The organism is Bacillus sp. NTK071 (genome assembly GCF_017303315.1).
In the GTDB taxonomy this organism is placed as follows: Bacteria; Bacillota; Bacilli; order Bacillales; family Guptibacillaceae; genus Guptibacillus.
The window spans coordinates 516,775-535,124 of sequence record NZ_JAFKOI010000001.1 but is presented as its reverse complement, the minus strand read 5'-3'; the positions used below and the strand labels follow the sequence as shown (position 1 = coordinate 535,124).

Below are 18,350 nucleotides of genomic sequence, written 5' to 3'. Positions count from 1 at the left end.
AGTTTTGAACATATAATTGATTACCTATTGATCCTCATTTGTGAATTCAACAACCTCAATCTGGTTGCCAGATGGATCTTCAACGATAAAATAAAGACCTGGTGGACAAGGCTTCGGTTCATCAAATAGGACGTTAGCACCTCGTTCTTTTAAAAGTTTGAAATCATAATCGATATTCTCTGAAGAAATACCAAGCAGAACATTCTTCGACTCTGACAAATTGATTGAAGGGTCCTCTTCTAAGACAATCGGGATATTCTTATGTACAAGACTCACAATCTTATCACTATACTTTTTTGATACTGTAAAATTGAACATCTCCGTATAAAATGAGAGCGATTCTTTCATTTCCTTTACCTTAACTGTTAGTACACACACCTGATTTAACACTAAATTTCCTCCTTAAAATGATGTCATTTATCTAAAAGATTTCTCTACAACCTATAAAATTCCATAAAAAGGATTCATCCCCTTCAATTTTTCACGAAAATGATGGAGTTTCTATGGTGAAAACCACTCTCTAGTACCCTAAGTAGAATGTGGTTTTGATATAATAATACAATCATGCAGTGAAATGGAGGATTCGTGTGAATCAAGAACCTGAATATGAGGTAACACGTAGAACAACCCATCATAAAAGAAAGATTTTTAAAATCTATACGCAAAAAAGCCTCTACCTAGTTCAGTCCTTTTCGAAAGCAACTTGGAAAGGTTCGTCTTATGGAGCCATTTTCATGACAATGCTACTCATTATCTCAATGGGTTTCGATTTTCATACCGGCTTAGGGAAAGCAATAGACATTGGTATATTTACACTAATCGCGATTCCGGGAACATGGTTAGCTGTTAAAATCGGTGTAATCATCGTTGGCTTTATTAAGAAACTACCGTCGTTGTTCATCGCAAGCATCCTAGTTTCAGCCTTTATTATCATTTATACATTAGATCAGTACAGACAACTCGATAACATTCTTCCCTTAGCCTATACATTGCTTGTTGTTGGCATTGGTATTGGTGGATTAGTTGGTTATCCTCTAACGAAGGGTCTAAAGAAACCAGTATCTATCGTTTTACTCACTATTGGCTTAATCGCATCCGGTGTTTTTTTCTACTGGCTGTTCACACCTGGCTTTGAAGATTACCGCTCTCAAATAGCAGTAAAACCTCTTTCGCCTGTTAGCTCTAACCCAGCAAGTAGCGGTAACTACTCTGTTCAAACATTTACGTATGGAAGTGGCAACGATAAACAACGAAAGGAATTCAGTAAGCAAGTGGATTTAAAGACTCAGTCTGTCAATGCTTCCCCAATGATTGGCGAATGGTCAAAAGCACGTGAAAGGTTCTGGGGATTCAAAGACACAAATGTTCCTCTTAACGGCAGAGTTTGGATGCCAGAAGGGAAAGGTGAATTTCCTCTTGTCCTTATTGTTCACGGAAACCACAAAATGGAGGACTTCTCTGATGAAGGTTACGACTATCTTGGTGAATTACTTGCAAGTAGGGGATTTATCACCGTATCGGTTGATGAGAATTTCCTAAATTCATCATGGTCAGGAGGCGTGGCAGGAGATATCAACGGAAGAGCCTGGATGCTATTACAACACCTTCAACAAATCGAGTCATTTAACCAAAAGAAAGATACGCCTTTTTATCAAAAAGTTGATATGAATGAAATCGCTCTAATCGGCCATTCTCGTGGCGGTCAGGCAGCAATACTAGCTGCGAAATTTAATAAGCTTGATCGTTATCCAAATAATGCGACTATGCGCTTTGATTTTAATTACGCTATTCAAACTGTAATAGCCATAGCGCCAACGGATTATCAAAAACTTTCCGACCGAAAAATTGAAATGAATGATGTGAACTACTTGTTACTTCATGGATCATATGACAGTGACCTTTCAGAATTCGAGGGAGATCGCCAATATAACGGTATTCAATTAACTGGCGGTGATGATGCCATTAAAGCAGCTCTTTATATTGATCGTGCAAATCATGGACAATTTAATACAACATGGGGAGATAATGACACGTACTTTCCTTTTACGTTGCTTTTAAATAAGAAGCCTTTATTAAAGGGGGAAGAACAGCGACAGATTGCTAAAACATATGTATCTGGTTTCTTAGAATCTACGTTACATGAGGATGATTCCTTTACTCCGATGTTTGAAGATTACCGGTATGCACTTAGATGGTTACCTAATACGACTTATATTAGTAAATACGAAGATCCCTCCTACAGCATCTTTGCTGATTATGAAGAAGATGTTGATGTGACGAGTACATCGTCTCCCTTTATTCATGTTACAGCAGGAAGTTTATTGCAGTGGTATGAAGGAGAACTTGAGTACAGAAGAGATAAAGAAAGAGCAAATCATGGTGTATTCTTGAAATGGGATGATTCATATTCCAAAAACGGGCATTATACCTTGAATTTTTCTAAACCACTTCAGGATCCATTTAATTTTAATAAGAACAGTGATTTAACCTTTACCGCGGCTAATCTTTCTGAAGAAATAAGTCAGGAGCCGGTTGACTTCTCGATTAAATTATCAAGCAACGGTGAGAGTGCTACTGTTTTGTTAAGTGACATTATGCTTATGCATCCTGTTTTACCTGTAAGGCATACGAAAACGATTTACTTCGAAGAGAATCGGTACGGAGAACCAACAGAACCTGTTCTTCAAACATTTAACATTCCAATTTCACATTTTATTGAAGACAACCCTTCTATAGATGTTAAGAAGATAGATTCGCTTACGTTTCAATTCGATCAACCTAACGGAGGGACTATCTTTATCGACCAAATTGGTGTTAATCAAACAAACTAAAGTAGTAAAAAAAGAGGCTGGGACAAAACTAAAATACATGAAGGAAATCGCGAATTTTGAATGTTAAGAGTAAGACCTTAGCGTAGCCAACATACGTAGACTCCTGCGGGAACAGCACGAGTCCGAAGACCCCGCAGGAAAGCGTTTTTTGCTTTCTGAGGAGACTGAGGCCGTGCCCGCGGAAAGCGAAGTATGTTGGCGAAGCGGTTGTTTCCTATCTGTAAATTACGAAAGACCCGATCTGATTCAAATGAATTGTTCGGGTCTTTCTCATGGTTATTTACTTATGTCCCAGCCTCTTTTGGTATTAAGAAATTCTGCAAGAAGACTGACCACGTTTAGCAAGATAGCTTTGATGATACTCTTCTGCACGATAAAACGCTGTAGCTGGTACGATTTGTGTTACGATCGGTTTCTTGAATCTTCCTGAGGCTGACAGGGTGTTTTTTGCAATCAATGCAGCGGATTTCTGCTCTTCAGAATGGAAAAAGACTGCTGAACGATATCTTGCACCAACATCCTCACCCTGGCGATTTAATGAAGTTGGGTTATGATTATCGAAGAACACTTCAAGGAGTTCCTCATACGAGATAAGTGCTGAATCATACTCAATATGAACTGCTTCGGCATGACCTGTTAGTTCTTTATATACATCTTCATAAGAAGGATTGATGGTTTCACCACCTGTAAAACCTGTGGAAGTTGAAATAACCCCATTTAATTGTTGAAAAAGTGCTTCTACTCCCCAAAAACATCCAGCTGCAAATGTTGCGTAATTCATCGTGCCCACTCCGTTTCCTATATTGTTAGCTTCAGTCTCATTTCTATATATGTTCTCTAGTTCATTTAGTGGTAACATATAAAGCTGCTTACTCCCCTTCTTGTAAATCCCTTTTGAAAGAAGGGTCTTAATAAGTTGTTGTTTAGCTTCATTATTTATTAGTGTATGCAATGCCAGTCACTCCTCTACAATAAATTGATGCCAGATAGTGGGCGCATACGAAAAAACCCCCATCTGTCAGAACAGAAGAGGGTTTGGAATTTCCGAGCCTCTTCTTATTTTCCGACTTTCGTCGCAGGAATTAGCACGGTTCCTAATGAACATTACATTCATCGGTCCGTTGCCGAGGTTTCCAAGGGCCAGTCCCTCCACCTCTCTAAATAAGAAGATCCTTTAAACAAAGGATTATTAAGTTATTTTCAATAATAAATCCTTTTAATACTAGTGTCAATAGAAACGAACACATTAGTATGCTAAATCACAAAAGAAATTATAAAATACCCTACTGCAGCAGTACCAGCGCCTATTAATGCTGGGCCAAGTTTGAATTTAGCATACGACATTGGATTCAATTTAAGAATTCTTGCAACCGTGTTTGTGTTGTCACTTAAAGGAGATGAAAAAGCTCCAAATGTCCCACTAGCAAAAACGGCACCAATAACAAGTGGCAAATCAGTTCCAGTGGAATGACCAAGTGAAACACCAAGCGGCATTAAAATGCCCCATGTTCCCCACGATGATCCGATAAAATAGGAAATAAATGCTCCAACTAAAAAAAGAACAGTTGGAACAAATAGTGCTGGAATCCAATCAAGGTTTGATGTTACGAAAGTTGAAAATCCTAGTGCCTCCGTCGATGCAGCAAGTCCCCATACGACAGTTAATAAAACGATCACCGGCATCATTTCGTTACCTCCCTCAATGAAAAAGGTAACGAGCTCTTTTAGTGAGAAGCGCTGAAATAAGTAAAAAACAAATGCTAAGAGAACAGTCGTAAGCAGTGCAAAGACCATCGCATCAAGAACGCTTGCTTCAATGAACGCTTTGATTGGAGAAGTAAACCCTTTTTGATAACCACTCCAATACGTTAGTAACAATGTAAGTAATATAACGCCACCAAGCGGGATTAATAAGTTAAACGGTTTTGTAGGAAGGTTCTTTGCTACAGCGGGATGACAATCCTCCCATTGATCGTCTACTTCCTTCTCAGCATTACCAGCATCAGTAGAGGGCTTTTTGCGGTGGTGGAAAAAGCTTAAATAAAAACCTATCATTATGATACTAATTGAGAAAAAATTGTATGGAATGCTTTGGAGGAATAAACGATAGCCGTCCCCTTCTATTCCCTCAGCTCTTATGGAAAGTTGAACAACTGAAGACATATAGCCAACAAATGCTGTCGCAATTGGCATTAAAACGATAACAGGTGTTGCTGTTGTCTCAATGACAAAGCCAAGTTCTTGTGGTGTGATTTTCACTTTACTAAGAAGAGCTTTCATAATAGGAGCTACTGTAACGATTCGAAAGCTTGGGGCACTAAACGTACCGAGTGTTGAGATCCATGTAAGAAAAAGGGCTCCCTTTTTTGTACTAATTTTCTCAGAAGCAGCGTTAACAAAGCCTTTTATGCCTCCTGTGAATTTCATCATTCCAATAAGCCCAGTAAACATATAAAGAAAGAGAACAATTTTAATGTTATTCTCATCTTTCAACCCGCTCATAATAAACGTGTAAAACTGTTCTAGTCCTATAAGTGGACCCGTTCTATATATAAATGATGCCGTTAGTAATCCTGCGGTAAGACCAGGTATCACAAGTTTCGTTTTCATTGCAACAATGATAACTACCACAAATGGTAAGATTGACAGCCAGTCCAAGTGATTCTCCCCCCTTCGCTACTAGTTTGCGCTAGGAGGAACGAGCTATACAAAAAGCCAGAGCATACGCTCTGGCTACCTGTTACGCAATGCTTTATGAAATTGTAGATCTGCTATCGATGATGCGCCAATTCCAAACATGGCGGTTCTTAACTCGAACTCAATGCGTTCAAGCTGATCAGACAATGCTTGTTCGCTGTCATCTACAGCATTCTCAAGAAGAGCACGACCAAAACCAGCTACATTTGCACCTAGTGCAATGGTTTTAGCTGCATCAACTCCGTTTTTTAGCCCTCCACTCGCCACAATTGGCACATCTGAATGGTGCTTGCGTACGTCAATCAAGCAGTCTGCTGTAGAATTTCCCCATTCCTGAAAAGCCTCTGCAGCTTGTCTTCGCATTTCTTGATGTGCTCGATAGCTTTCCACCTGGATCCAAGACGTTCCACCAGCTCCTGCTACATCTATAAAGTGAGCTCCAGCGTCAATCAAGCGTTTCGCACTTTCAGAATCAATTCCCATTCCAACCTCTTTAATGCCAAGAGGCACAGGAATTTCTTTTGCGACTTCTTTAATTTTCGCTACTAGATCCTTGAAATTGGTGTCTCCTTCAGGCTGAAATACTTCCTGCAGAGGATTAAGGTGCAGAAGCAGGGCGTCTGCTTGAATAAGATCTATTGCTCGTTTGCATTCTTCAATTGTGAAGCCGTAATTCAGTTGAACAGCACCAATGTTTGCAAGAATTGGAATAGAAGGTGCATGCTTTCTCACTTCGAATGAATAAACGGAGCGGGATTCTTGAATAGCCGCACGCATTGATCCAACACCAAGCGCCCATCCATGTCGCTCTGCTGCCTGTGCTAGTCGCTGATTAATTTCCCAGGCACGGTTCGTTCCGCCTGTCATCGAGCTAATAAGAAAAGGTGTGGCCATTTTTTTATTGAGGAAGGTCGTTGAAAGGTCCACATCCTTATAATCAATTTCTGGCAATGGATTGTGTTTAAACCGATATCTTTCAAGACCTGTTGATAAATCTTTTCCTTCTACTTCTTGTGTTAGACAAATATCAATATGTTCATTTTTACGTTTTTCAGTTTGATCATATTCAAAATGATTCATTGGAAGTCCCCCTGTACTGCTCTCTTTTCATTTGTTTTTTTAATATCGGCTTAAATCGATAACGGTTGTACCGTTGAATCATAATAAATGGAAGGTTAACGAGCAAAGCATATCCAACCATTATCCAACCGACCAAGGGAGGATTCCAGAGAAAAAACAAAATAGCTGGTGGAATTAAAATCCAGTGAGTTAGCTCTGCTCGTCTCGTTTCAAGTATAAACTTGTTTATATAAGTAGACGTTAATGCTTTTAACTCTTTCTTTCGGAATCCCCCTCGGAAAACGCCTCCACCATCAGGTAAGATGGTTTTCCATTTACGAATGCCAACAATCTTGTACAATTTGAGTTCCCAATCTTTTAGATCAATCTCTGATTTTTCTGATTCATAAAAGGAATCTGGCAGTCGAAGGCAAATATAAGATAGTACGACGTGTATAATTAACCACGCAAGTATATTTAGGATAATAAGTAAGGTAATGGACAATTCGATAACCTGCACAGACAATCCTCATTTCATAGTTTGGTTTACATGTCCTAATTTAAGGTAATAGTCCTGTTAGGAACATACTCCTAGCACGTTCAAGGTGTTATGATTCCTTTACAAAAGTTATACCTACACTATACAATGACAGTGATCAAAAGTCGAAGAATGACTTTCAAATGAAGAAGGAGGAGAAGGAATGGGAAAAAAAACAATCGTAATCGGCGCCGGTTTAGGTGGGCTCTCAGCAGCTATTCGCCTTGCTGCCGATGGACATGATGTAACAATTCTTGAGAAAAACGAACGTGCTGGTGGTAAGTTAAACAAGCGGTCCGGTCAAGGATTCAAATTCGACACAGGTCCTTCCATATTAACAATGCCGTGGGTACTAGAGAAGCTCTTTAATAGTGCTGGTCGAAATGTGAGCGATTATATGACAATCAAACGGATCGAACCACAATGGAGAACCTTCTTTGAAGATGGTGCACAGATAGACGTAACGAGTGATATTGCCGTTATGTTATCTGAAGTTCACAAACGCTCAGAAAAAGATTACTCCAATTTCCTCTCCTATTTAGACTATTGTAAGACGATGTTTGATTTAAGTTTAAAGAGCTTCTACAAAAAAAGCTTATCGGGTATTCAGGATTTGCAAAAGCTACATACATTTAAAGATCTTCTCACCATGAATCCTATGAAATCAATGAATCAAGCTACTGAGAAGTATTTAGATGATAAACATCTACAGCAATTATTTAATTTCTTCATTATGTATATCGGATCTTCTCCATATCACTCACCTGCTATTCTTTCACAGCTTGTCTATGTACAGCTCGGACTTGGCATTTATTATGTAGAAGGCGGGATGTACAACATCGCTGAAGGCATGCTTAAGCTACTAGATGAACTTGGTGTAGATGTTCAAGTAAACACTGAAGTTGCTGAAATTCTAACAGTAAATAAAAAAGCAGCTGGCGTTAAATTAGCAAGTGGACATATAATGGAAGCTGATTTAATTGTTAGTAACCTTGAAGGAATTCCTGCTCACGAAACGCTATTAAAAGGTGAACCAGGCGCTGAAAAAGTGAAAAATGATCTTAAGAAATATACGCCAACTGTTTCAGGATTGGTCTTATTGCTAGGTGTCAACAAAACATTTGATCACTTAGAACATCACAACTTCTTCTTCTCAAAAGATCCAGAGCTCGAGTTTAAGCAAATTTTTGATGAAGGTATTCCAGCGGATGATCCGACTGTTTACATTGGTGTTTCTTCTAAGTCTGATCCATCTCAAGCCCCTGCAGGAAAAGAAAACCTATTTGTACTTACTCACGTTCCACCACTTCAACCAGGTGAAAGTTTTGAACAATACCGTGGCAAATACCGCGAAATTGTGCTTGATAAACTTGAACGAATGGGCATGACAGGTCTTCGTGAATCAATTGAATTTGAGTACCAATTTATTCCTGATGATATTCGTGATCTATACGGTTCAAATGGTGGGTCGATTTATGGTGTTGCTACTGATCGTAAAGTGAATGGCGGATTTAAAATTCCTTCTAGAAGCTCTCTTGTTGATAATCTGTATTTTGTAGGTGGATCTACTCACCCTGGTGGTGGCGTTCCAATGGTAACTCTATCCGGACAATTAACTGCAGACTTAATTGCTGAAGATCAGAAACTGAAAGACGAACAAACTGGCTGAGAAAGGATCTTCACTGCATGATGAAATTGGACAATTTAATATTTCGATTATTTGTTTTTTGGTATTGCTGCGGATTAATTCTAGTAGGATTTGATCTGCTCCCCCCCATACTCGAATGGGCCAATGCATTCTTCTTAATTCTTTGTGGTATTCTAGGAGGATTTTATTTCATTCGAACCTTTGAATTAAATAAAGGATTAGCAATCACTACTTTTATCTTCTTATTTAGTATGGTCGCTGAAGGATTGGGCGTTCATTATGGTTGGATTTTTGGAAAATATGATTACTCAGGTGATTTCGGCTATAAATTAGTTGACGTTCCAATTGGGATTGGATTCGCCTGGGTAATGGTTATAGCGGTCACTCATGTACTATCTATGGAACTAGTCAGTAAGATTAAACCTTCCATCATGAAATGGATAACTTATTCATTACTTGGTGCAATGATTGCTGTATTAATTGATTTAATTATTGACCCAGTTGCATATCTGGTTAAAGGATATTGGGGGTGGGAAGGTGATAGCTTCTATTATAGTGTACCATTACAGAACTTCTCAGGTTGGTTCTGGGTATCACTTTTCTTTCACATCCTTCTCTATCCAATCTATATGAATAATAAAGTGAAAAGAAAGAAAGCCTTTCAACTCTGGAAAAATCGAATGGCTGCTTTGTTCGGTATGGTAATGGGAATGTTTATCTTTCTTGCTCTTCTTGATGGGCTATGGCTTGCATTTTTCCTTACTGGAATACCAGCCTATTTACTACTCTTTGCTTATCGAGCTAGCACGAAACAAAAAGTATTGGCTACAACTGAAGAGGTGCTACTCTGATGCTAATAATCTACCTATGGATTCTTACTGGTTTTGTTGCTTGGACAATCGTCAACTCGTTATTTATGCCACCCCTAAAAAATTCTACCACACAGGGGGATAAGGATGAACTTGTTTCCATCCTTATCCCTCTTCGTAATGAAAAGGGTAATGTTGTTAATCTTGTTAAGTCTCTAAAAGAACTTACATATCCAAATCTAGAAATCATACTTCTGGATGACCATTCCACAGATAACACAATGGAATTGCTTCAAATGACGACAATTAGTGATGATCGATTCACTATTATGGAAGGCAAGGAATTACCTGCGGGCTGGACTGGAAAAGTACATGCCTGCCACCAACTAAGTTTAGAATCAAAAGGTGCTTATCTCTTATTTATTGATGCCGATTTAAGACTTGCACCTGGTGTTGTTCAATCAACGCTTTCCTTAATGAAGAAGCGAAAAGCAGCTATGTTAACCGGGTTTCCATCATTTCCAGTAAAGCTTTGGCTCGAAAAACTTCTAGTGCCTCTACAGCACTTTGTTGTTCATTTTCACCTACCTTTAGCTCCAGCCAACTGGACCACACTCCCTTCATTTACTGCCGCCCATGGTGCTTTTATGATGGTAAAAAATGAAGCCTATCAAACCATTGGTGGACACAAAGGGATTTACAACACGTTACTTGATGACGTAGATTTAACGAGAACATTTAAAAAGCATGGCTATCGAGCGATACTCGCAAATGTAACAAACTACGCAACATGTTATATGTATCACTCAAACCTTGAAGTGTGGAAAGGATTTACAAAGAACCTGTTTCCAGGCCTTGGACGATCCCGCTTTCTCGTCTCGGTCCTATTTTGCTTCTATGGGATTTTTTATGTTACTCCACTAATCTTATTAATTATTGGGTTTTATAAGCTTGCTAATGGAACCTTACAACTAGAATTGTTCTATCCCTACCTTTTGACTGTTCTACAAAAAGCATGGGTAGATTTTAGAACGAAGCAAGTTATTTCCTTATCTTTCTTTATGCCGTTAAGTGCGCTAGCTTTTATGATTCTACTGATTCATTCCATGCGTATAGGATTAAAGGGTAAAGGTTATGTTTGGAAAGGGCGGACCTACTCATGAAAACAATCGCAATTATCGGAGCAGGTCTTGGCGGACTATCAGCTTCTATTAAACTCGCAAGCAACGGCTATGATGTACATGTATTTGAAAAAAACGCTCATACTGGCGGGAAAATGATGCCTGTAAATATGGGTTCCTACCACTTTGACTTCGGACCTAACACAATGACGATGCCTGAAGTATTCGATCGTGTATTTGAAGAGGCTAATCTCAACCCTCGTGATTTTTTTGACTGGACTCGGATTGATCAGCACACGCGCAACGTTGACTACAATGGTGAGTCATTTATGATGAGCACAAATAAAGAAGATATGATTAACCAGCTTAATAAGCTTGATCCCTTTGCTGCAGAACATTATCCAGCTTATTTGCGTGAAATCGAGCGTCTTTACTTGTTATCAAAGCATTCGTTCTTTCCGAAAATGTTTACTTCCCCAGGCGATTATTTATCACCTGGACTTTTTAACGCAGTACTAAGAGTTAGACCACTTGAGAAAATGAATCACTTTCACGAACGCTTCTTTAAACACCCGCTTCTATTAAAAGCATTTAATCGCTACTCTACTTATATCGGATCATCGCCTTATTTGTCTCCAGCCACTTTTGCGATGATTGGATATTTAGAGATGGTGCAAGGCGTTTATTACGTTAAAGGCGGTAACACTAGACTCGCTGAAGGATTGGAGCGTGCTGCTAAGCAACTTGGGGTGAACTTTCATTTAAATACGCAAGTGAAACAAGTACATATTGAAGGTAAAGAAGCAAAGAAAGTTGAAACAGTAGACGGGTTTGTTCTGCCTGTAGACCACGTTGTCATCAACGGAGACTTACTTCAATCATATCCAACACTTGTAAACGAAAAGCATCGTCCATCTATGCGAAACAAAAAAATTGAGAGCTCTCCCCCATCTATTTCAGCTTTTGTTATTATGGCAGGTCTTTCAACTCGACTCGAAAACCTCTGTCATCATCAAGTCTATTTTTCTAGAAATTACACTGAGGAATTTGAAACGCTTTTTGATGGAAAGTGGGCTCAAGACCCAACGATTTATATCTCAAATTCTTCCTATACTGATCCATCTGTTTCTCCAGACGGAGACAATCTCTTTATCCTGGTAAATGCTCCACCAATCTCAACAGACAACAGCATTTCAGAGGATGAGTATAAAACAATCATATACGACAAATTAGAAGCTCGTGGTCTCCCTATTCGGAAGTATTTAGTAGAAGAAAAAGTGATTGGTCCGAAAGAAATTAAGGAGCGTTTTCATGCATTTAGAGGCGCACTGTATGGCATCTCATCCAACTCTCTAAAAAACAGCTTTTTACGCCCATCCAATCAATCAAAGGATATAGCTAATCTCTATTTCGCAGGCGGTAGTACACACCCTGGCGGGGGTTCTCCGATGGTTGTTATTAGTGGGAAAAATGTGGCGGAGAAGATTATTGAACGAGATGCATAGTTACAAAAAAGCAAGGACCATTACACAGACGTGTTAATGGTCCTTGCTTTTTTCCTTACCCTTTTTGTAATACCATTTCATCATAAAGCCAAATAAAGCACCTATACTCATACAAATGGCAACCTCCAAATTAATTGGTTTACGCTCCAATATATCGAGTAATGGGATTAAAATCATTATTCCTAAAGCAAATGGAGCCCAATTTTTAAGTAAGTAGGTTAACACCTAACTTTCTGTCTCGCTACTATTACTATCTTTATCAGGATTAACTCTATTAGTAACTCCATTACAGGAAAAACAATAAAGTGTCCGATTATCAGAAATAACACCATCTAAGAAACCATCTAAACAATAAATTGGCTTATGACAATTTGCACATTCTCCTACCAGTTCTTTCATCCAGTCATCACCCTATACCTTAAGTAGTCTTATAAGAAACTCTAGTTTTTGTTAATGAACGTAAGAGCTTTTGCTAATTCTTCATTAAATTCCTCAGGATATTCGTGATCAAGGTTTTGAATAATTCTCAATTCATGTTGAATCCCTTTCTTTTCCAACAATTCTGATAGCTTTCGAGAACCGTCTAGACAGTCTTCATCTTGATCACCACATAGTATATAACCTCTCACATTCTCGCCTTTCAAATGATCTAGAGCACTACTCCACTCCTCTATATCCGGAAGCCATGGTGCAACAAAGAGAAAACCTTTCACAGAAAAACGCTTATTCATTAGCGCTTTCAGTGCTACTCGGCATCCTGCTGAAAATCCGCCGATAACCATATCCTCTATCATAAGATCAGTTCTGCTGCTAAGGTTCTGAACGTGTTCCGAGACTTCTTCTACACCTTTTTCAACATCTTCCCATTCATACGCATCTGTAAATTGAATTTGTGAGGATTGAGGAAGAGCTAGTGTATATCCTTCAGTAATGGCACTATTCCAAGCTCTTAGGGTCATATCTGCATTTTCCTGATCACCATGAAGTGCCATCAATAATGGTCGCTTGTTATTAGAGCCTCCTTCGATGATTAGTTGTGCACTTGTCTCTTCTATTGCTTCTTGTTCTCGCCTTTTACAAAGAACTACCAACTCTTGAAATTCATCAAATTTACGAAGAGAGTTTAAATCATCATCTGATTGTAAATAGTCATAGGCGTACCAATATCCACGATCAATGACTGCTTCTTTCATTGTATCAAGTGCTTCTTGTTCTAGACCTGAAGCCGCTGCTAAGGCATATTTAAAATTAAAAATTTGTGCCTGATTTCCTTCTACTTCATCAGCATTTTCTTTCATAAACTGATAAGCTTTTAGACTACCGCTCTTATCATAAATAGCAATCGTTTCATTTAATAAATGTGTATACGTCATATTTTCCATAAATTCCTCCAGGTTATCTAATCTCTCGTTATCTATCATGTCATATATGATGTATAAAAACACTATCACATTACGATTTATTAAGAATCTCCCATTCTTTACGCAGCATTCCCATTTTGATAGCATCATAGTACTCTCCATCTACCATTCTTGCATCTCTTATTCTCGCTTCTTCTTTCATTCCAAGTTTCTCTGCCACCTTCATCATTCGATGATTTCCAGACCAGGTGGACATCCCAAGACGGTGAAGAGTTGTTGAACGGAAGAGAAAATCAATCCATACTCTGTATGCTTCTGAACCGTACCCACCATTCCAATATTGTTTGTCGTAAATCACAATTCCTGTTTCAAGCCAATTTGTATTTCGATCCACCCAATAAGAGCCAACAGTTCCAATCACATGGTCTCCTGCTAATATGACAAGAGTATCGGGAATACCAGGTAGAATTTCATTATTATGCTCCCACGATCTTCGATACTCTCTTCTCGTTATCTTCCTTTCAGGAATGTAAGGACCATTCCACTTCTTCGCTTCTTGTTCTTTCTCCTCGTATTTCCAATAGTAAAGTTCGTTAATATCATTCCAGGTCGCTTCTCTTAACATAATTTTGTCTTTAGATATCGTTATCAAAATTGTCCCCACCTTATGTATCATTTCTTTCTGTCTTCCATTTACGTAATGTTTTAGTACTGCAGGCTACATTCTTGTCCATTTCACTCTTCAATTCATACGAAACGCGCCGATCAAAAGCTCCAATGGACTATGAATGCCGCCTCCATTACTTTTTGTTTTAGTACAATGACAATTATTTCAAACAGCAACCATTTTCTCAACAACTTCTTGCCTTACCGGTCTAATTATTCAATAAAAAAACGCTCCCTAAGTGAGGAAGCGATTAATTAATTCCCTGCTATTGCAGACAATAATTCTTCTTTTTCTTTATCAGTTACAAACGCACGCTGTTCAAAAATGTTATAGCCTTTTTTTCGGATCGACTTTAGAATTGCGCGGTAAAAGACGGCAGAGCTTTTAACAGGTAAACGAGCATCGAGTGGATAGTGATGCATCGCGGAGAGAGCCTTTTCATAATGAGTTTCCGCTCTCATCGCTAACCTTTCCCAAACTTCAATGAACTCTTCTGTTAAACGATGGTTAAGTAAATCATCGACCATATACCCTGAAGCAATCATTTCATCTATAGGTAGATAAATCCTCTGTCTTTCAAGGTCTTCTGATATATCACGGAGAATGTTCGTAATTTGCATTCCTAGACCTAGAGCAATTGCACTTTCTCTCAATTTGTCTACTTTCTTAGGAGCAAGAATGGGTAGGAGCATCAACCCGACTGTACTTGCTACATGATAGGAATAGTGCTCAAGTTCATCTAAAGTATAATATTTCGTTTTATAAAGATCCATTTCCTGACCTGCAATCATATCATGAAAAGCTTCTGGTTCCATTGGGAACTTCTGAAATACATCTTCAAGGGCTAGCCACATTGGATCTGTATCTGGTACTTGTCCATTAAGAAAAGAGGCAAATTGAGCGCGAAAGACAGTTAGTTCTGCTTCTGGATCTGTGCCTTCATCGACAATATCATCTACCTGCCTACAGAAACCATAGACAGCCCAAACGGCCTTTCGCTTTGTAGGAGGTAATAAGGAAAAAGCTTTGTAAAATGTTTTAGAATGATGTTTAATGATTGCTTCACAGTGATTATAAGCTTGTTCCAGCATCTTTCGCTCACTCCCTTTCGATTTCTTTCACTAGAAGTTCTGCTCCCTGTATAACGATCGGTATTCCTCCACCAGGATGAATGGAAGCCCCAACTGCATAGAGATTATTATATTTAAACGGCTTAACCTGTGGCCGAAAAGCACCAGACTGTGTAAGTGTAGGAGCAATCCCGAAACTGCCACCTTGGTAAAGTCCTTCTTTTTCGGCATCACTAGGTGTCCGAATCTCTAACCATTCAATTGATTCTTTCAAATTAGGAAATCCTCGATTATCCAATAATTGAATCATTCGATTGGCTACCTCTTCTTTATCATTCCAATCAATTGATTCCCCTGAAGGCACAGGAATTAGAACGTATAGCACTCCCTTACCAGGAGGAGCTAGCGAATCATCAATTCGTGAGGGGTGAAATGTATAAACAGCAGGTTGATCCGTCAGTTTACCGCTTTTAAATACGTCATTCATATGCGTTGAAAAATCGTCTGTCATAAAGAATTGATGAACATCCGCCTCTTCATAAACACGATTAAGACCCATGTAAAGAAGTAAACAGCCAGATGAAGCCTTATATTTCTTTTTAGAAGACTTTTTACCTTTGATTAATTGGTTTATTAACGGGAAATCTCCATTGTACACTACTTTGTTGTAATAATGTTCGCCATCTGTTGTGCGTATTCCTTTACAGGTGTTGCCTTCTATTAGAAGCTCTTCCACAGAAGACTCTAAATGAACTGTTACGTTTTGGATGCGCAAATGCTTTTCTAAAACAGATATTAAACTAGCATATCCACCTTTTATATACCAAATGCCATGCTCGTACTCACTAAACGGAACAAGTGAATAAAGCGCTGGTGAAGCTGATGGTTCCCCTCCGATGTATAACGTTTGAAGGGAGAAAGCATCTTGCATTCGTGTGTTTGTAAAGTAATCTCCTACTTGAGACTGAACAGATTGATACGCTTTAAGCTCAAGTAATAACTTAATGTTCTTTGGGGTAAAGAAGTCTTTTCTTTTGACGAAGGACTGTTCTAGAAAAGCCGCTTTCCCTTTTGTAAACCGCACACGCATGTCATTTAGATAGGATAAAAAGTGTTTTTCCTCACCTGGAAAAACACGACTGATTTCCTTAAGCTGTTTGTCAACATCACTCGTTTTAGTAAATGTAGTGCCATCAGGATAGATCATTCGATAAAGGGGGTCGCAGCGCACCATCTCGACTTCATCTCTTGGAATCCCAGCTTTATCAAGGAATTCATAAATCATGCCTGGAAGTAAAACGATGGTTGGCCCTTTATCAATTTTGAACCCTTCTCTTTCAACGAAAGAAAGTCTACCCCCAAGCGATGATGATTTTTCATGAATCGTTACGTCGTACCCTTTTTGAGCAAGAAAAAGGGCTGAGAACATTCCGCCAATTCCTCCACCTACTATACCGATACTCATGTTTCAGACCTCGTTAATGCAGGTTGCTCGTGCAACATTCTACTTGTTATGCGAGCAGATTCCATGATCGTTGGGAGACCGCTCCCTGGGTGTGTTCCCCCTCCAACAAGCCAACATTGATTCAGCTCTTTAAATTGGTTAGGTGGTCTAAAATACATCATTTGTGGAAGATTATGTGCAAGGTTAAACGTAGCACCCTTATAAACATTCATATCCGTTTCCCAATCAGTTGGGGTGTACATTTCTTCAACTTCAATATGTTCTTCAAGATCGGTAAAGCCTGTTTTCTTCTTGATCTGATCTAGAACGAGTCTCCTAAAATCCTCTTTGTGTTTCTCCCAATCAATTAAACTAAAATTATTTGGAACTGGTGCTAAAATATAAATGGAAGATTTGCCTTCAGGTGCAAGTGTTTTATCCGTTACAGAGGCATTTTGTATATAAATAGATGGATCGTCCGAAAGCATTTTCTGCTTCGTAAGCTCTTCTACATTTTTTTTATAATCAGAAGAAAAGACAATGGAGTGATGTGATAAATCATAGGTTTTATTGACTCCTAGATAAAGCATAAATGCTGAGCATGAATACTTCTTCTTCTCCATCTTCTCAGGGGTGTACTTTTTCACCGTGCCAGATGGAATGAGGTGATTTACAGCATGCGCAAAATCAGCATTAATGATAACTTCATCTGCATAATCAGTGGTACCATCTTCTAGTTCTACACCCACAACTGTTTTTCCATCAAGTATAAGCTGTTTCACCCCTTTACCAGTATGAATCTCTCCGCCATCTTCTTTAATTACTCTTGCCATGGCCTCAGGTATTTGATTGAGTCCACCAATTGGATGAAAAATCCCATAAGCATGCTCCATATAAGAAAGGATTGTAAATGCTCCAGGACATTCCCATGGTGACATTCCTAGATACTTTGCTTGAAATGTGAAAGAAAGGCGAAGACGTTCATCGTCAAAATAACTAGCTAATCTTTTATAGACACTCTCAGTAACAGTAAGCTTTGGCAAAGCTTTTACAAAACGCCATCTCCCATAGTCTAGCAGGGAATCATGTTTGTTCTGTAAAATAGGCATCAATGCTTCAAACTTCTCTTTTTCTTCCTTCATAAATCTTCGATAGCCTTCACCATCACCTGGAAACGTCTTCTCAATTCTTCTTACCATCTCATCTTGATCTCTAGTTGGATAGAAAGATACGTCATCAAACTTCAGTTCATACATTGGATCAATTTCTACTAAATCAAGATAATCATGGACACTTCGTCCAGCTTCTTCAAACATTTCTTCAAGTATATGCGGCATATTAAGAAAGGTAGGTCCTCTATCAAATCTATAGCCATCACGCTCAAATCCTGATGTTCTGCCACCTACAAATGGCTGCTTCTCATAAACAGAAACTGAGTACCCTTTGCTTGCTAATAGCATTGCGGCAGTTAAGCCTCCTGGCCCGGCCCCGATTACAATAATTCGTTTGGTTGTTGTCATGACGATCTTCCCTTCTATCCGCATATGCCACTTCGCACATAAGTTATACAAACATTATACATACTGAGGCTTTTTTGTTC

Annotated in this window: 16 protein-coding genes and 1 riboswitch; of the genes, 5 read left to right on the top strand and 11 right to left on the bottom strand. The window is 38.8% G+C overall.

Annotation, left to right across the window (positions count from 1 at the left end; all coding sequences use genetic code 11):
- Positions 1–24: 24 nt before the first annotated feature.
- Positions 25–390, bottom strand: a complete 366-nt coding sequence (locus JI666_RS02800; protein ID WP_206888700.1) for a VOC family protein — start codon at positions 388–390, stop codon at positions 25–27.
- 197 nt (positions 391–587) lie between these two features.
- On the opposite strand from JI666_RS02800, the gene JI666_RS02795 reads away from it, so the two are divergent.
- Complete coding sequence (locus JI666_RS02795; RefSeq protein ID WP_206888698.1) at positions 588–2,831, top strand: alpha/beta hydrolase family protein; 2,244 nt, start codon at positions 588–590, stop codon at positions 2,829–2,831.
- A gap of 307 nt (positions 2,832–3,138) precedes the next feature.
- Here JI666_RS02795 and msrA read toward each other — a convergent pair whose 3' ends face one another.
- From msrA to JI666_RS02775, 4 genes are all read right to left on the bottom strand, one after another.
- Positions 3,139–3,783: a peptide-methionine (S)-S-oxide reductase MsrA gene (gene msrA, locus JI666_RS02790; protein WP_206888697.1), complete on the bottom strand. Its 645-nt coding sequence runs from the start codon at positions 3,781–3,783 to the stop codon at positions 3,139–3,141.
- A gap of 101 nt (positions 3,784–3,884) precedes the next feature.
- Positions 3,885–3,999: riboswitch (SAM riboswitch) on the bottom strand.
- Between the two features lie 86 nt (positions 4,000–4,085).
- Positions 4,086–5,441 (bottom strand): Na+/H+ antiporter NhaC family protein, encoded by a 1,356-nt coding sequence (locus JI666_RS02785; RefSeq protein WP_206889286.1) that lies wholly within the window; start codon positions 5,439–5,441, stop codon positions 4,086–4,088.
- 123 nt (positions 5,442–5,564) lie between these two features.
- Positions 5,565–6,608, bottom strand: coding sequence for a type 2 isopentenyl-diphosphate Delta-isomerase (fni, locus tag JI666_RS02780; protein ID WP_206888696.1), 1,044 nt, complete (start codon positions 6,606–6,608; stop codon positions 5,565–5,567).
- The gene (locus JI666_RS02775; protein ID WP_206888695.1) at positions 6,595–7,107 is read right to left on the bottom strand and encodes a glycosyl-4,4'-diaponeurosporenoate acyltransferase CrtO family protein; all 513 of its coding nucleotides are present in this window, start codon (positions 7,105–7,107) and stop codon (positions 6,595–6,597) included. The genes fni and JI666_RS02775 overlap by 14 nt, the downstream gene beginning before the upstream one ends.
- A 181-nt stretch (positions 7,108–7,288) precedes the next feature.
- On the opposite strand from JI666_RS02775, the gene JI666_RS02770 reads away from it, so the two are divergent.
- The 4 genes from JI666_RS02770 to JI666_RS02755 are packed head-to-tail and all read left to right on the top strand — an operon-like array spanning position 7,289 to position 12,208.
- The gene (locus tag JI666_RS02770) at positions 7,289–8,794 is read left to right on the top strand and encodes a phytoene desaturase family protein (RefSeq protein WP_206888694.1); all 1,506 of its coding nucleotides are present in this window, start codon (positions 7,289–7,291) and stop codon (positions 8,792–8,794) included.
- Positions 8,795–8,811: 17 nt separating this feature from the next.
- On the top strand, positions 8,812–9,624 hold the full coding sequence (locus JI666_RS02765) for a carotenoid biosynthesis protein (protein ID WP_206888693.1): 813 nt from the start codon (positions 8,812–8,814) through the stop codon (positions 9,622–9,624).
- Positions 9,624–10,745 carry a glycosyltransferase family 2 protein gene (locus JI666_RS02760; protein WP_206888692.1) on the top strand — a complete coding sequence of 374 codons (1,122 nt, stop codon included), beginning with the start codon at positions 9,624–9,626 and terminating at the stop codon, positions 10,743–10,745. The genes JI666_RS02765 and JI666_RS02760 overlap by 1 nt, the downstream gene beginning before the upstream one ends.
- Positions 10,742–12,208, top strand: a complete 1,467-nt coding sequence (locus tag JI666_RS02755) for a phytoene desaturase family protein (RefSeq protein ID WP_206888691.1) — start codon at positions 10,742–10,744, stop codon at positions 12,206–12,208. Before JI666_RS02760 ends, JI666_RS02755 begins: the two co-directional genes overlap by 4 nt.
- Before the next feature lie 225 nt (positions 12,209–12,433).
- Here JI666_RS02755 and JI666_RS02750 read toward each other — a convergent pair whose 3' ends face one another.
- The 6 genes from JI666_RS02750 to JI666_RS02725 all read right to left on the bottom strand — a co-directional run bounded on the left by JI666_RS02750 (position 12,434) and on the right by JI666_RS02725 (position 18,270).
- Complete coding sequence (locus JI666_RS02750; protein ID WP_206888689.1) at positions 12,434–12,607, bottom strand: hypothetical protein; 174 nt, start codon at positions 12,605–12,607, stop codon at positions 12,434–12,436.
- 41 nt (positions 12,608–12,648) lie between these two features.
- Positions 12,649–13,590: an alpha/beta hydrolase gene (locus JI666_RS02745; RefSeq protein WP_206888686.1), complete on the bottom strand. Its 942-nt coding sequence runs from the start codon at positions 13,588–13,590 to the stop codon at positions 12,649–12,651.
- A 70-nt stretch (positions 13,591–13,660) separates the two neighbouring features.
- Positions 13,661–14,221, bottom strand: coding sequence for a GNAT family N-acetyltransferase (locus JI666_RS02740; RefSeq protein ID WP_206888684.1), 561 nt, complete (start codon positions 14,219–14,221; stop codon positions 13,661–13,663).
- A gap of 269 nt (positions 14,222–14,490) precedes the next feature.
- Positions 14,491–15,327, bottom strand: coding sequence for a phytoene/squalene synthase family protein (locus JI666_RS02735; RefSeq protein ID WP_206888682.1), 837 nt, complete (start codon positions 15,325–15,327; stop codon positions 14,491–14,493).
- Between the two features lie 7 nt (positions 15,328–15,334).
- Positions 15,335–16,771, bottom strand: coding sequence for a phytoene desaturase family protein (locus JI666_RS02730; RefSeq protein WP_206888681.1), 1,437 nt, complete (start codon positions 16,769–16,771; stop codon positions 15,335–15,337).
- A complete protein-coding gene (locus tag JI666_RS02725) occupies positions 16,768–18,270 on the bottom strand; it encodes a phytoene desaturase family protein (protein WP_206888680.1) in 1,503 nt (500 codons plus the stop codon). Before JI666_RS02725 ends, JI666_RS02730 begins: the two co-directional genes overlap by 4 nt.
- Between the last annotated feature and the right edge of the window lie 80 nt (positions 18,271–18,350).